Genomic DNA, 13,070 nt, shown 5'->3' with positions numbered 1-13,070 from the left:
CGTCAGCAAAGTAGCAAGCTACTCTCTGTTACCGCTCGACTTGCATGTGTTAGGCCTGCCGCCAGCGTTCAATCTGAGCCATGATCAAACTCTTCAATTAAAAGTTTTTTGTCTTTCGACAGCTCTATGAATTCTGAATTTATTTAATATCTTTCGATATTGAATTGACTGTGCCGAAGCAACTTATAATAAGTTACTTCTGTTGGTCACTCAGTTTCAATTGAGACTCTAAATTTTTTGCCTTGCTTAGCGAACTAAGCTTGGCTGTTAGAACTCAATCTGTACGAGTGCCCACACAGATGATTGCTTTATATTGTTAAAGAACGTCGCGGTTAAAGTTAAACTTTATCTCGCTAGGGCTGCGCATACTACGCTTTCCTATTTTTTTGTCAACACTTAATTTTAAATTTTATTAAAAATCTAAACTCAAGTTTTACTCGACTAACTGATTAACTCTTGCCTCGCTAAGCGTTGCTGTCTGCCGTCTCAGTGGGGTCGCATTATAGGGCGCGGCGAATTTTACGCAAGCGTTTTTTAAAGAAAACTATAAAAAACATGCCTTACGCTTGCTTTTTAGCCAAGATGCTTAAAAACACATCTAAAAAATAGATAATCGCTATTGTTCAATCCTTCTAAAATAGGGTTTCACATTCATATACGTTGATATTAATAACACTAGTATTGTATATATGAAATTTCATATATACACTTAATGGATATTGTCAGTCAGAATATTTAATTTACATGTCCCAAAGTAATAGCTCAAAGCAAAGTGTGCTCTTTCTGTGCACTGAGAATTCAGCCCGTTCACAAATGGCAGAAGTATTACTGAGAAATAAAGCGGGAGAGATTTTTGATGTTTATAGTGCAGGGATCGCTCCTAAAGATATTGATCCTAGAACAATTAATTGTTTGCAAAAGTTTAACTTGCCGATAACTGAGCTCAGCGCAAAACATATAGCTGAGTTTACAGATAAGACTTTTGATTATGTTATTACGCTATGTGAAAGAGCAAACAATGAATGCAGAGCTTATAAAGGCGCACTGTTGCAACTTGCGTGGGATATTGCAGATCCAAAAGTAATGGTAGGTTTAGAGCCCTTTGTCGCAACCCTCTATGAACTTGATAAACGACTGGATATGTTTATTGACGTACACGGTAATATTAATAACCTGCAATCACATCAGTATGTGCCACTATGTAGTAGTACCATCTCAGATCAAGATAACGAGTTATCGATAGATCCAAGCATATTTTATAAATGCTTAACTGATCAGATCCGATTAAAAACTTTAATGTTAACCAACTACTATGGCGAGTTATGTGTTTGCGAATTAATGGTAGCACTGCAAGAGCAAAGCCAACCAAAGGTATCGCGTAACTTAGCCGTATTAAAGAAAGCCGGCATCATTACAGATAGAAAGCACGGACAATGGGTGTTTTACCAAATTAATCCAAGATTGCCACAATGGAGCAAGACGATTATTAGTACAACCACTGAAAGTAATCTCCATCTGATCATCAACAGCCTTAAGCGATTAGCGACTATGCATAAACGACCTAATAAAGTGAGCTTTTGCAGTTAACGATAACTTTAATAAACACAGCACAATTTAACATTGGCTAACGTAATGAAGCGCTAGCTTTACCGCACTTACAACCCAACAATTAATCAGGATGTAATTATGACAGTAAAAGTAGGTATAAATGGTTTTGGCCGTATGGGCCGATTATCAATGCGCGCAGCATTTGATTGGCATGATATAGAAATTGTCCATATTAACGATCCAGGCGGTAATGCTGAAACATTCGCTCATTTAATGACGTTTGATTCAGTACACGGTAAATGGCATCACGAAGCAAGTCATACTGAAGATACTATTATAATTAATGGTAAAACAATTGCTTTTACGCAAAACACTAAAACAGAACAGACTGATTGGTCTAACTGTGATGTCGTTATTGAAGCGTCGGGTAAAATTAAAACCAAGGCACTACTGCAAGCTTACCTAGATCAAGGTGTAAAACGCGTTGTTGTTACAGCACCAGTAAAAGAAGAGGGTATTTTAAATGTAGTAATAGGTGTAAACGACCACCTTTATAATAAAGAGATTTACCCAATCATTACCGCTGCATCATGCACAACTAACTGCTTAGCACCAGTAGTAAAAGTTATTCATGAAAAGATTGGTATCAAGCATGGCTCAATCACCACCATTCATGACATAACCAACACCCAAACAATTATTGATGCGCCGCATAAAGACTTACGCCGTGCACGTTCATGTGGCACAAGTTTGATCCCCACTACAACTGGTTCAGCTACTGCTATAACGCATATTTTTCCAGAGTTAAAAGGTAAACTAAATGGCCATGCTATTCGCGTACCGCTAACTAACGCATCAATTACTGACTGTGTATTTGAACTTGAGCGCGGTACTACCGTTGCTGAAGTAAATAAATTACTTAAGGATGCTGCTGAAAATGAACTAAAAGGCATAATGGGCTACGAAGAACGCCCACTGGTATCTATTGACTACAAAACCGATCCTCGTTCCAGCATCATTGATGCGCTATCAACCATGGTGATCAACGACACTCAAGTAAAACTTTATGTGTGGTACGACAATGAATGGGGCTACGCGAACCGAACTGCGGAACTGGTACGTAAAGTTGGTCTAGCTGACAAGGAATAATTAACCGTGGATCGATTCACAGCACTCTCCCCACAAATAAAACAATATTTGATCATTACCGGTAATTACTGGGCATTTACTTTAACTGATGGCGCATTGCGGATGCTCGTGGTGCTGTATTTTTATCAATTAGGTTACAGCCCACTTAGTATTGCTATGTTGTTTTTGTTTTATGAAATTTTTGGTGTGATCACCAATTTAGTGGGCGGATGGCTGGGAGCTCGATTCGGCCTGAATAAAACCATGAACATTGGCTTAGCATTACAAATTGTGTCTTTGGCAATGCTTATGGCACCTGTAGATACACTCACCGTAATTTATGTGATGGCTGCGCAGGCGCTTTCAGGGATCGCAAAAGATCTGAATAAAATGAGCGCCAAAAGCGCTATTAAGTTACTAGTACCAAAAGACGCGCAAGGCCAGCTTTTCAAATGGGTGGCTATTTTAACGGGTTCTAAAAATGCGTTAAAAGGTGTTGGCTTCTTTTTAGGTGGCGTACTGCTGACTTTGCTAGAGTTTCATGGCGCAATGCTAATCATGATCTGCATGCTCACTATGGTTTGGCTATTTAGTTTATTCGCATTAAAAGAAGACCTAGGCAAAGCTAAAAATAAAGCCAAATTTAGTGAGCTGTTCTCCAAAAGCAAAGCCATTAATGTACTCTCAGCCGCACGAATGTTTTTATTCTGCGCAAGAGATGTCTGGTTTGTGGTTGCCTTGCCTGTATTTTTAGCCGCAACCTTTGGTTGGGATCATTGGTGGGTTGGCGGCTTTATGGCAAGCTGGGTGATTGGCTATGGCATAGTGCAGTCTTTTGCGCCTCATATTACAAACATAATGAGTACAGGAAAAAAATCAGTTCAGGTGCCCTGTGGCCGTAGCGCTTTTTTATGGGCCAGTTACTTAACAGCTATACCGGCCATTATTGCCTTAGCTCTGCATTTTGACTTTTATATACAAGCATCCGTTATTATCGGTTTACTGATATTTGGTGCGGTGTTTGCGATTAACTCATCATTGCATAGCTATTTAATTGTAAGGCTTGCTGATAGTGATGGCGTGTCACTTGATGTAGGCTTTTATTATATGGCCAATGCTATGGGGAGATTACTAGGCACTGTTTTATCGGGCTGGGTGTATCAACAATATGGACTTGAAGCCTGCTTATGGATCTCAAGCTGCTTTATTGCCCTAGCAGCACTGTTATCGCTGGCACTACCAAAGAGTAATCAATAGTCAATAAAATCAACTACTGGCAAGCTCTCAAAGCCTGGTTTAGCAAATAAATACCCTTGCATTAACTCAATACCTGCGGCTTTTAACCATGTATATTCTGCAAGGGTCTCAATCCCCTCTGCTAATGGGGTGATATTTAATTCACGAAGCATATTTAAGCTATGAGTCACTATTGATTGGCGTACTTTATCTGAATCGATATTTCGGATCAGCTCCATATCGAGCTTAATAATATCCGTTTGAAAATCGGCTAATAAATTAAGGCCCGAGTAACCAGATCCAAAATCATCCAGAGCTGTTGTAAAGCCTAGAGATTGATAATATTCAACCACTCGCTTAATGTGAGCACTGTCTTCTATTTTCTCAACTTCAGTAAACTCAAACATAATTCGTTGCGTCGGAAAGTTATATTTTTTAGCTGCTTCTAAGGTGGTACGAATACACCGCTCAGGCTTATAAATAGCATTGGGTAAAAAGTTAATGCTAAGCATAGAATCAACCCCTAACTTAGCGGCTAAAGCAATCGCTTTTATTCGACAGAACTGATCAAAAGTATAACGATTTTCTTCATTTACTTTTGCGATAACAGAATATGCAGACTCATTATTAATGCCTCGCACTAGAGCTTCATAGCCAAAGATAGAGCGCGTCTTACAATTTACAATTGGTTGAAATGCCATAGTAAAATCAAAGCCTAGGCCTTCTAAATCGGCACAGTCATTACACGATACCTTTTCACATTCAGTTAGTTTGTCATTCATTCAGCACAACCCATTTTTGTCTATTTTTTCATAGTAGTAGAGTTAAAAGCGAAAGCCAACCTTACTTTAACTATTGCATATAAAATCAAGTTCACTATGCAGATATTCCTTAACGCTGCACTTTGAAGAATAGAAAGTATATTTCAAGCCCCCAAATATGGAACGCTTAATGCATTTATTTTTTAAACCAAATAACTTGTCAACTTTTTGCCGCACGGGACACGCAATGAATCTAACAAATATACCTTCATCACTGCTTACAGATCCAAACTATTTAAAGCAAACACAAGCAGGCACACAGCAAACAAATGACAAAGAAAAACTAACTTCTTCCACTGAAGTGGAGAATAGCGATGAAAACACTGCTGAAAATAAAACTGACAACGATGAGACTGTAGAAACTACACAGCAACAAATGATTAAAAACATTAAAGAACTACAAGAAAAAATACGCGCGCTTGAAGCTGACAGCAGCCTTACCAAAGCAGATCAACAATCACAAAAAGCTGAATTACAAAAAGAGTTAGATCAAGAACTTGTTTCAATCCAACTTAGCGTAAAAAAGAACGTATCAACTTTGATGGGAAGTTTATTTTCGTCAGCAGGCAACACCAGCTCAGGTTTATTGTTTAACTATAGTGCTTAGAATTACTTTCTAACTAACACTCTCAAAACTAAAAAAGTCCCATTGCGGGACTTTTTACTAATTATTTTTGGATAGCAGACGCTTTATTTACAAGCTGCACTTGAGAGGTAATAGCGCGATCAATAACTTGGCTATAAACTCGCTTCTTCTCGCTTGAGCTAGAATCTAGCACAAAATCTGAAAGCTTAGAGTTTTGCGTTGGCTTTGGCTTTATTAAATTTGAAAACATAAACACTCCTAAAGCTCGTTTTTTGAGCTGGATGGTGATTCTATCAGGCTCTGTAGATCTTCTCTAGTGAATTTTTCATCTAAATGATGCTCTATTGCCTGAACATTATCGTGATAAAAACGTGTTTTGCCCTTATTATTTTTAACTAATAAATCCACTTGAATTTGACTACCGAACTTGAGCTTAAGTTCCCTTATAACCTCCTGAGAAGCAAAGAACTGATCAATAAAGGTATCAGCTAGAATTCTACGTCCCTCTAGCTTTTCTCTTGCCTCAACGAACTCCCAAGCCAGCTCTGGTTTTTGATATACAAACAGAATTAGTACTTGCCTTTCCTTACGGATAGAGCGTTCAATATTCTTTTTTGCAACATCATAACTTGCCAAAGTTCCATCTAACAAAAAAGACTGCTTGTTTTTAAACGCATGATCAAGTGTTCTCTCAACAATAAAAGATACAGCACGATGAAATAAATACGAGTTATCACCTGTATAACCAGGTATAAGCTCTCTTAGTTCATCAGGATCAAGCCTTAATACATTATCAGCTCCAATTTCTTCCAAAAAGGCTTTTGAAGCTTCAGTTTTACCTGCACCAGGCGAACCAGCCATGAAAACAGAAACTGGCCTTGTATCGGGAGGAAACTGGTTTTTGTCTGTTAACTCGCGAGCTATACGAGTCCTATTACTTTTAGCATAGCTTATTGCCTGTCGTTCTAGTTCTTCTGGTGCCATATAAAACCTTAATCATCTCTACTCATTATGTCACTTAAGTAGTTATTCGCAAGTGATTCAAATTCAGAATATACCCTAGGGCTCTTCTCGTTTTTTTAATGGCAAAAAAAATCACACGAACTTTTAACAATAGCCAGAGTATCAGAGCGTAAAGCAGACAAGCGACCAGCTCTAGACTGCAAATGGCTTGGTCGAGAAGGTTGTATTTATACAGTGAAAGGCAAAGGCGGCCTAATCCGTGATGTACTAATACCGAATGCATTAGCTACACAGTTAGAAGAAAGGCGCTTAGCACAGCCTATAACGGTTCGTGATAGAGAAATTAACTATTTGCAACGCTACAATATTGGTGGAGGCCATAAATGGTCATGTTCATTTTCAAAAGCATCTAATCGCGCTCTATTTTTTTCTAATGGTGCCCATGGCCTTAGACATAGCTACGCACAAGAAAGAATGGATGAACTTAAAGGTTTGGGGCTTAGTAGGCAAATAGCTCTCGAAACTGTATCACAAGAGCTAGGTCACTTCAGGGCTGAAATTACTGAAGTTTACTTGAGATAAAAACTACCCATTGATTAGTACTTTATGCATTAATTCAAAGTGATGAGCAATTGATAGCTTTTTAATATATGCCAAGCTGGTTTGGCAACCATTCTGATAGATTTCTAGCAATTCGTTGAGAGAATTTGACCACACTAAGATTTCAGGTTTAGTTCTTATAAAAGCTTCTAACTCTGAAATAGCCTCTTCAAGCAAAATCGGCACTTCATCAGCTACTTGCCTCTCAGCTGATAAAAAATGCCTTATATATATTTCTAAAGTCGGCTTATCAAAAGTGATATGAAGAGCAGCTGTTATAGCCTGCCCGCCTCCCTCAGAGAAGTAATCACCCACAACAGAAAAGTCACCGTAGCCTTGAAAACCTCGACTTGTATAGTTGACATGCAAATCAGTAAAAAACTCTTCTAACTGAGCTCTGTATTCTCTATTAGTTGACCTACGATTAAAGCAATCATCAATTAATACACGCTCAAAATCACTAAATTGTGATTGATAAAAGTTGCTTGAGCAATGCTCTATAAAAATATGCTTTTTAAACTGCCTATTCGTTGCTGATAGCTCTTGTAAAAATTGGATATCCTGAAATTGACCAAAATGAATAATTGAAAAACTATGTTGTGGGTACCTATCGAGAATAATATTAATTTCTGTATTTGTAGATGTATCATTCACAATTATTCCAAACTCAGCATTAGGATAGGTATTAGAAATTTCATCTAAAAGTTGCTCTCTCGCGAGCGAATTGTTGGCTAACTCTCCAACTTTAGGATTTGAAACAATGATATAATTTGAATTATTTTGTTCTAAGACTTCTATACATTTAAGAATGTCTCTGCTTGACTGCCTAACTGGCTCAATAATGGGTGTAGAATTGCTCTCTGCAATTTTGTCGATAACATAACGAACAGCTAATAATTCAAACTGCTTACCACGTAGATATGAGTGATACATTTTCACATTCCTTGTATTGTGTGTTTACTAACCAACAATACAGGATTGTAAATTTAATAAAAGCTTTTTATTCAAGCGACTTGACAACAAGACTGAGGTTAATGATTTAGGAAAGTCCTTAAAAGTGCTTTTTTCTAAATCTGAGTATTCCCTAGCTCTAATTTGTTTTAGATATTCCTTATGAAGGGTCTTTATATCAAGTTTTGCAAATAATTCGATACAATCTTGTTTTCTTTTTGATGGGCTCAGTGGGGGGCTGTAATCAAAGTTATTGCTAATAATCTGCATATACTCAGGCACTCTTAAACAATTTAATATTGTTTCTGAACAAAAAGTTTCTATGTTTGTAGATGCTTCTCTTAACATTTTAAGGCTGTATCTATCAGTTAACTCATAAAGACCTGTAGTACCATCTACAACTTTTAAAGCCTTCTCGACATCAACACTAGGCACAACAAGATAAACTTTTTCAAATGCTTTTTTATATGTTCTTAACTGAGAGTCAAGCCTTTGAAAAGAATCAAACTCAGTCTTAATTTCATATGCAGTTGAGGTTCCATTAAAAATAGCAACATCTGCAATAGTATTATTAACCTTAAACTCTGTGACATAGAGTGAATTTGAGAGCTTATGCCTTCCTCTTACTATTTTTTCTGCGATAGCATTTTTATATATATATTCATTTGGATAATGCTGTCTCAATAAGTGAAATGCCCGCTCAAAAAATGCAGGTAGGTTCTGATAATCGAGGCGAATCACATTGACTTCTAACCCAGAAACTATCTTTTCAAGAGTATGACTTTCACCAAACTTAGCAAGCTCTACTAGGATGCTCTTATTAAAGACCTTGCTCATAAGTTGAAAGTCGTATTTGGACAGTTCGATATTTTTCATAATCAGTTAAGTAAAAAACATCCCATTTAATTTACCCATAAACAGAGTAACCCATGAATTCAAAATATACAGGTAATTATTGCATTATTTTATGTTCATTAATATTATAAAAAGTAGCACAGAGGTAGCACAGAGTAATTTCTGTTAGTAGGTATTTACTTGGAAAGCTTTTAAAAGTGGTGGCCCCTCCCAGACTTGAACTGGGGACCTAACGATTATGAGTCGTGTGCTCTAACCAACTGAGCTAAGGGGCCATTTTGTATTAGCTTATGTTTTTTAAAAAACAAAGCTAAATTTTTGAAGCGTTTAACCACCTAAGCGACTAAAGCGGGTTGCAGTATAAAAAGTTTTTACTGGCTTGTCACTAGCAAAAACCTTTATTTTAACAATCAATAAGCTAACTGCTTAAATAGTAGTCGCAAAAAGCTTTTATTGGTGACTAAAGCCATTCACACGAGTACTTGTATCATGTAGGAACGACTTTAGTCGCGAATGTTTTATCTTGTTCGTACCGATTCACAAACAAGATAAAAAACGCTACGCTAAAGTTAGCGCTAAATAGCTGCCAACGCTTTGTTTTATAATACTTACTAACTCGTTATCCATATATTGGTATTCATCAGCAATATCTAATACTTGAATATCTTTATACGTTAATAAATCTCCAAATTGCGCTTTAAGTCTATTTTTGTGTTTTTGCTCCATAACAAATATGACATCAGCCCATTGCATCATTTTGGCATTCACTGTTCTCTTTGCATTAGGGCTGGTGCCTGCTGAGCTAACAGCGAGCTCTGGGTGATTTTTCCATACTTGCTCAGCCGTTGGGCTTCGCCACTGATTGCGACTACAAATGAAAAGTACATTTGTCACTTTATGTTCCTTCATTAACGGAGCAGTCACGGTTTAAAACAAACTTTTCACCAGTGAATGTTTTTACAGGGTTACCACGCTCAACTTCCCAGTGCTGCTGCCAACGTGCTGTTTCTTGCTGAGTCATTTTATCCAACGCTACTTGCTCTAGTTTTTGAAACAACAACACACTTGCTAAACGCTTATTGGCATGTTGACTGCGCTCACTCTCAACACGTACCGAAGTCCCCGTTGCTGTGTGAGTTGCTCTTACCGCTGAATCAGTAGTATTAACATGTTGACCGCCAGCGCCAGACGCGCGGCATGTTTGAAAAGTTACGCCTTTATCAAGCTTACTTTCATCAATATCGAACAGTTGCCCGCTAAAAAACCAGTTTTTACGTTTATGCTTAAGCCGATACTGACTTTGACACACCCACAACATAGTACCTTGCCATGACTGAGCTAATTGCTTAGCCGCACTATTGGCTGTTGAATCAAGTTGCAATAAAACCGACTTTAAACATTCTCGTTCGGTTGCGCTAATAGCCTCAACAATCTCGAGTTCTATGCCTTGTGCGAGGCATTGCTTTTTAATCATTTTTAACGCTAAACTTACAGCTTTACAGCACTCAATAGGTCCTTGCCCTGCTGATAATTGCAGTAATATCATGATCAACAACCTCCATTTGTTTTGAAGGTTAAAACTGGCCGTAACTTAGCGACCACTTCTATTAAACCTGCATCAACCATGTCACTTATAACCGTTTCACACTTTTTGTACGCTTGGGGTGCTTCGTCGTATAGCAATTCTTTATTACCACAAACAACTCTGCTGCCTAACGCTGTACGATATAAATCTTCGCGCTTGTATTTATGACCTAATCGGCCATGGCACTCACCACGCTGCCATTTTCGCCCCGCGCCGTGTGCAAGTGAAAATAAACTGGTATTGATACTTTCCTGCACTGTTAGATCATTACCAATAAACTCTGTAAATACAGGTTTTACAAGATAACTGTAATCGCCACGAGAGCCTGGGATCACTACATAGCCTTTATCACTCGGTGTAGCACCTTTTCTGTGTAACCAGCCATCACAACCGTCAATGTTTTTAGCCGATACTAAATTATGGTTAATATCTAAGGTACACTCACCATTTGCTCGTATAGCCTCTAAAAACCGCTTAGCGATCAGCTCACGATTAAGTTCAGCAAAGCGCACAGCTTCATCATGCTTGCTCATGTAATCTTTAAAGTCAGCATCACTTTCACATAAGCCATCGTGATTATGACCCGCTATATGTTCAACCAATATTGATTGCCCTAACCCACACGAGCCTGAATGAACCAATAATTGAAGATGCTTTTTACTTAGCCCTAACTCATCTAAGGCACTTCGATTGTATATCTCATCAATAGCTTGAAACTCAGCAAAATGATTACCTCCACCAATGGTACCCAAGGCACTATCATAACCCTTGGTAGTAATATTTTTTGCCGCTTTGTTACTTTCTATGATTGAGAACCAACTTTCATCAAGTGGCAGCTCAATATGTGTAAATTTTTTGGCAAGTTTATCTAGATTTACTTTTGCTACTTTGGCTGTGGTTTGCCACAGCGCCATACCACAGCCAATATCGTTACCCACTAATGCAGGGTAAATTTTGTTGGTAGTGAAAAATGCAGCCCCGATAGGATACCCTCTACCTGGGTGTAAATCAGGCATGCCCGCAACGCGCTGCATACCATTTAGCTCTGATGTTTTGATCAGTTGCTGTATCGCCAGCCCCTCAATCCACGTATCAGCAGACGCAATAAGGCTAACTTTATCAGTTATTTTTTGGACGGATTTGCCCATAATACCAATTCCTTTTTCTTTGTTAGAAAAATAGGATTAAAACGAAATACGAATTGGCAGGTCTGGATCTATTTTGAAATCAAACGAAAGGAACGCGTTTAAACGCAATGCTTACCTAAATGTACTTAATATATAACAGCGTGTTTAAGTAACAAGTTTCTTATCGGATAAGACCTGCAAAGGATGTTGATGTCATTGTCATAGTATTTTCTCCTTCACAGTTAGTTGATGAATCCAACACTTAGGGTAAGTGCTGAAAAATTGAACGAACGCATGTTAATCAGTTTTTGAACATAAAGCAAACAAAAATTATGGCGTGTTTTATGTGCTTCTATATTTTATATATATGTTGTTACACGAGTATTTGCCCGAAGTAGGTATTTTAACTTACATACATGTTCTGTAAAACGAAGTGATTGAACAAGAAAACAAGGATAAAAGTAACCATTAACTAGTTAGTAGGAAATTTTGCGATTAACTCAGGTACTATGTTGAGGTAAGGGTATAAGTTCTTCTTTGAGCTGAATTGGTTAACTCCATGTTTGTCAAAATAGCTGTCTTAACAAAATTTGTGCCAGCTCTTTTTTATTTCTAATAACTTCCACACCGTAGTCACTTTTTATCTAACCATTTGTTCATAGCTTGATCGTAGGCGTCGGTTACTTTTGTTTTAGCACAAGTGGTGCCTACTAAGTAACTATCTGGTAGGTCACTTTTTGGCATTACACCAGCTCCTATCGATACCTTTTTAAAGCAGTTATCTCCGAGGCGATAGATAGTTAATTGCATGCTTTGCTTTTCAACTTTTAATGGGTCTATGCTGGTTTGCTGGTGCTCCTTTGGCACTGTAATACGCTGTGGTTGTGCTAAAACTTGTGACGTTGGAGGTGTTGATCGGAATGTATTTTGCTGTTGCTTTAGTATGCTCTTTAAACCTAATTTAAGGTCTATTTTTTTATAGCTGTTAGAGTCTGTTTGTGCCTTGGGCGTTACAGGCTTTATTGTTTTTTTAATTTTTACAATCGTATTTGCAGCAGGAATAATTGGTTTTTCAAGCTTTTTCAACAGCGTGGCTTCGTCGTGCTGGTTGCTCTTCTTTTCTATTCTAGGCAATGACTTAGGCAACGCCATACTAACCATGTATGCTTTAATTGGGGGAGTGTCTGTCACTATTAATTTTGGGGTTTTAACACTCATTAATATTGAAAAAATTATCCCGTGGAGCAGTAATGAAATAATAAAAGGCCAGCGCCACGTTGTCACAATATTTGTTCCCTAAACAATAAGTGTTCCCTATAACACTAATTTAATATGACCACATAGACGCTGCAAAGTTCCTAACATTAACACTATGTTATTATTTTTCTTAGCATTGACCAAATATTCAAACTCTTGTTTGAAAATGGATGTAATAAGAATTATGCAACTGCTCATTATCAATAACCTTAAATCAGCTAGAGAAAATGAGCATGTTGTAGCATATCTCACTACGGGCAAACTTTATTGTCTCTGCACAAGCTTGTGCAGCGACAATAAAGTTTGCCAGCAAGAGAGAAAATGACAATAAAGTTTGCCCGTAAGAGAAAGTGAGGCTTTAGTTTCTGCAAGCAAGAAACAAGTTAAAAACGCTAATAGCTGACGTAAGAATG

At 37.7% G+C, this 13,070-nt stretch carries 13 protein-coding genes, 1 tRNA gene, 1 rRNA gene and 1 pseudogene; 5 read left to right on the top strand and 11 right to left on the bottom strand.

The window, feature by feature from the left end:
- Positions 1-100, bottom strand: a 16S ribosomal RNA gene (locus H5200_RS00885); the annotation flags it as partial.
- A 644-nt stretch (positions 101-744) separates the two neighbouring features.
- Between H5200_RS00885 and H5200_RS00880 the strand changes: the two genes are divergently transcribed.
- The 3 genes from H5200_RS00880 to arsJ all read left to right on the top strand — a co-directional run bounded on the left by H5200_RS00880 (position 745) and on the right by arsJ (position 3,933).
- Entirely contained in the window at positions 745-1,587 is an 843-nt protein-coding gene (locus H5200_RS00880) for a metalloregulator ArsR/SmtB family transcription factor (protein WP_145238748.1), read from the top strand.
- A 99-nt stretch (positions 1,588-1,686) separates the two neighbouring features.
- Positions 1,687-2,697 carry an ArsJ-associated glyceraldehyde-3-phosphate dehydrogenase gene (locus tag H5200_RS00875; RefSeq protein WP_145238745.1) on the top strand — a complete coding sequence of 337 codons (1,011 nt, stop codon included), beginning with the start codon at positions 1,687-1,689 and terminating at the stop codon, positions 2,695-2,697.
- A 6-nt stretch (positions 2,698-2,703) separates the two neighbouring features.
- Complete coding sequence (arsJ, locus tag H5200_RS00870) at positions 2,704-3,933, top strand: organoarsenical effux MFS transporter ArsJ (RefSeq protein WP_182760738.1); 1,230 nt, start codon at positions 2,704-2,706, stop codon at positions 3,931-3,933.
- On the opposite strand, the gene H5200_RS00865 is transcribed toward arsJ, so the two are convergent.
- On the bottom strand, positions 3,927-4,694 hold the full coding sequence (locus H5200_RS00865; protein WP_064668622.1) for an EAL domain-containing protein: 768 nt from the start codon (positions 4,692-4,694) through the stop codon (positions 3,927-3,929). The genes arsJ and H5200_RS00865 overlap by 7 nt on opposite strands.
- Positions 4,695-4,920: 226 nt before the next feature.
- Here H5200_RS00865 and H5200_RS00860 point away from each other — a divergent pair, with 226 nt between their 5' ends.
- Positions 4,921-5,340, top strand: a complete 420-nt coding sequence (locus tag H5200_RS00860) for a hypothetical protein (RefSeq protein ID WP_182719230.1) — start codon at positions 4,921-4,923, stop codon at positions 5,338-5,340.
- Positions 5,341-5,401: 61 nt separating this feature from the next.
- Here the strand turns inward: H5200_RS00860 and H5200_RS00855 are convergent, their stop codons facing one another.
- Positions 5,402-5,569 (bottom strand): hypothetical protein, encoded by a 168-nt coding sequence (locus H5200_RS00855; RefSeq protein WP_182719231.1) that lies wholly within the window; start codon positions 5,567-5,569, stop codon positions 5,402-5,404.
- Between the two features lie 8 nt (positions 5,570-5,577).
- Positions 5,578-6,303, bottom strand: a complete 726-nt coding sequence (locus H5200_RS00850) for a zeta toxin family protein (RefSeq protein ID WP_182719232.1) — start codon at positions 6,301-6,303, stop codon at positions 5,578-5,580.
- Between the two features lie 108 nt (positions 6,304-6,411).
- On the opposite strand from H5200_RS00850, the pseudogene H5200_RS00845 reads away from it, so the two are divergent.
- Positions 6,412-6,864 (top strand): annotated as a pseudogene (locus H5200_RS00845) (site-specific integrase); the annotation flags it as partial.
- A 3-nt stretch (positions 6,865-6,867) separates the two neighbouring features.
- Here the strand turns inward: H5200_RS00845 and H5200_RS00840 are convergent.
- The 7 genes from H5200_RS00840 to H5200_RS00810 form a co-directional block, all read right to left on the bottom strand.
- On the bottom strand, positions 6,868-7,815 hold the full coding sequence (locus tag H5200_RS00840; RefSeq protein WP_182760737.1) for a sce7725 family protein: 948 nt from the start codon (positions 7,813-7,815) through the stop codon (positions 6,868-6,870).
- Positions 7,816-7,842: 27 nt separating this feature from the next.
- Positions 7,843-8,709, bottom strand: coding sequence for a sce7726 family protein (locus H5200_RS00835; RefSeq protein ID WP_182760736.1), 867 nt, complete (start codon positions 8,707-8,709; stop codon positions 7,843-7,845).
- Positions 8,710-8,886: 177 nt separating this feature from the next.
- A tRNA-Ile gene (locus H5200_RS00830) sits at positions 8,887-8,963 on the bottom strand.
- Between the two features lie 283 nt (positions 8,964-9,246).
- Positions 9,247-9,582 (bottom strand): low molecular weight protein tyrosine phosphatase family protein, encoded by a 336-nt coding sequence (locus H5200_RS00825; protein WP_259399155.1) that lies wholly within the window; start codon positions 9,580-9,582, stop codon positions 9,247-9,249.
- 1 nt (position 9,583) lies between these two features.
- Complete coding sequence (prfH, locus tag H5200_RS00820; RefSeq protein WP_182760734.1) at positions 9,584-10,234, bottom strand: peptide chain release factor H; 651 nt, start codon at positions 10,232-10,234, stop codon at positions 9,584-9,586.
- Between the two features lie 2 nt (positions 10,235-10,236).
- On the bottom strand, positions 10,237-11,421 hold the full coding sequence (locus H5200_RS00815) for an RNA ligase RtcB family protein (protein WP_182760733.1): 1,185 nt from the start codon (positions 11,419-11,421) through the stop codon (positions 10,237-10,239).
- A 612-nt stretch (positions 11,422-12,033) separates the two neighbouring features.
- Complete coding sequence (locus tag H5200_RS00810) at positions 12,034-12,684, bottom strand: hypothetical protein (RefSeq protein ID WP_182760536.1); 651 nt, start codon at positions 12,682-12,684, stop codon at positions 12,034-12,036.
- Positions 12,685-13,070 lie beyond the last annotated feature (386 nt).

Origin of the sequence: Pseudoalteromonas sp. SG43-7, from assembly GCF_014164295.1 — a bacterium.
GTDB lineage: Bacteria > Pseudomonadota > Gammaproteobacteria > Enterobacterales > Alteromonadaceae > Pseudoalteromonas > Pseudoalteromonas rhizosphaerae.
Note: the sequence above shows the minus strand (reverse complement) of the source record. Positions and strands in the feature narration are given on the sequence as shown.

What these genes read in the sequence shown, in the direction of transcription:
- H5200_RS00880 (WP_145238748.1), top strand. Translation starts at nt 745, where the DNA reads ATGTCCCAAAGTAATAGCTCAAAGCAAAGTGTGCTCTTTCTGTGCACT.
- H5200_RS00875 (WP_145238745.1), top strand. Translation starts at nt 1,687, where the DNA reads ATGACAGTAAAAGTAGGTATAAATGGTTTTGGCCGTATGGGCCGATTA.
- H5200_RS00865 (WP_064668622.1), bottom strand. Translation starts at nt 4,694, where the DNA reads ATGAATGACAAACTAACTGAATGTGAAAAGGTATCGTGTAATGACTGT.
- H5200_RS00860 (WP_182719230.1), top strand. Translation starts at nt 4,921, where the DNA reads ATGAATCTAACAAATATACCTTCATCACTGCTTACAGATCCAAACTAT.
- H5200_RS00855 (WP_182719231.1), bottom strand. Translation starts at nt 5,569, where the DNA reads ATGTTTTCAAATTTAATAAAGCCAAAGCCAACGCAAAACTCTAAGCTT.
- H5200_RS00850 (WP_182719232.1), bottom strand. Translation starts at nt 6,303, where the DNA reads ATGGCACCAGAAGAACTAGAACGACAGGCAATAAGCTATGCTAAAAGT.
- H5200_RS00840 (WP_182760737.1), bottom strand. Translation starts at nt 7,815, where the DNA reads ATGTATCACTCATATCTACGTGGTAAGCAGTTTGAATTATTAGCTGTT.
- H5200_RS00835 (WP_182760736.1), bottom strand. Translation starts at nt 8,709, where the DNA reads ATGAAAAATATCGAACTGTCCAAATACGACTTTCAACTTATGAGCAAG.
- prfH (WP_182760734.1), bottom strand. Translation starts at nt 10,234, where the DNA reads ATGATATTACTGCAATTATCAGCAGGGCAAGGACCTATTGAGTGCTGT.
- H5200_RS00815 (WP_182760733.1), bottom strand. Translation starts at nt 11,421, where the DNA reads ATGGGCAAATCCGTCCAAAAAATAACTGATAAAGTTAGCCTTATTGCG.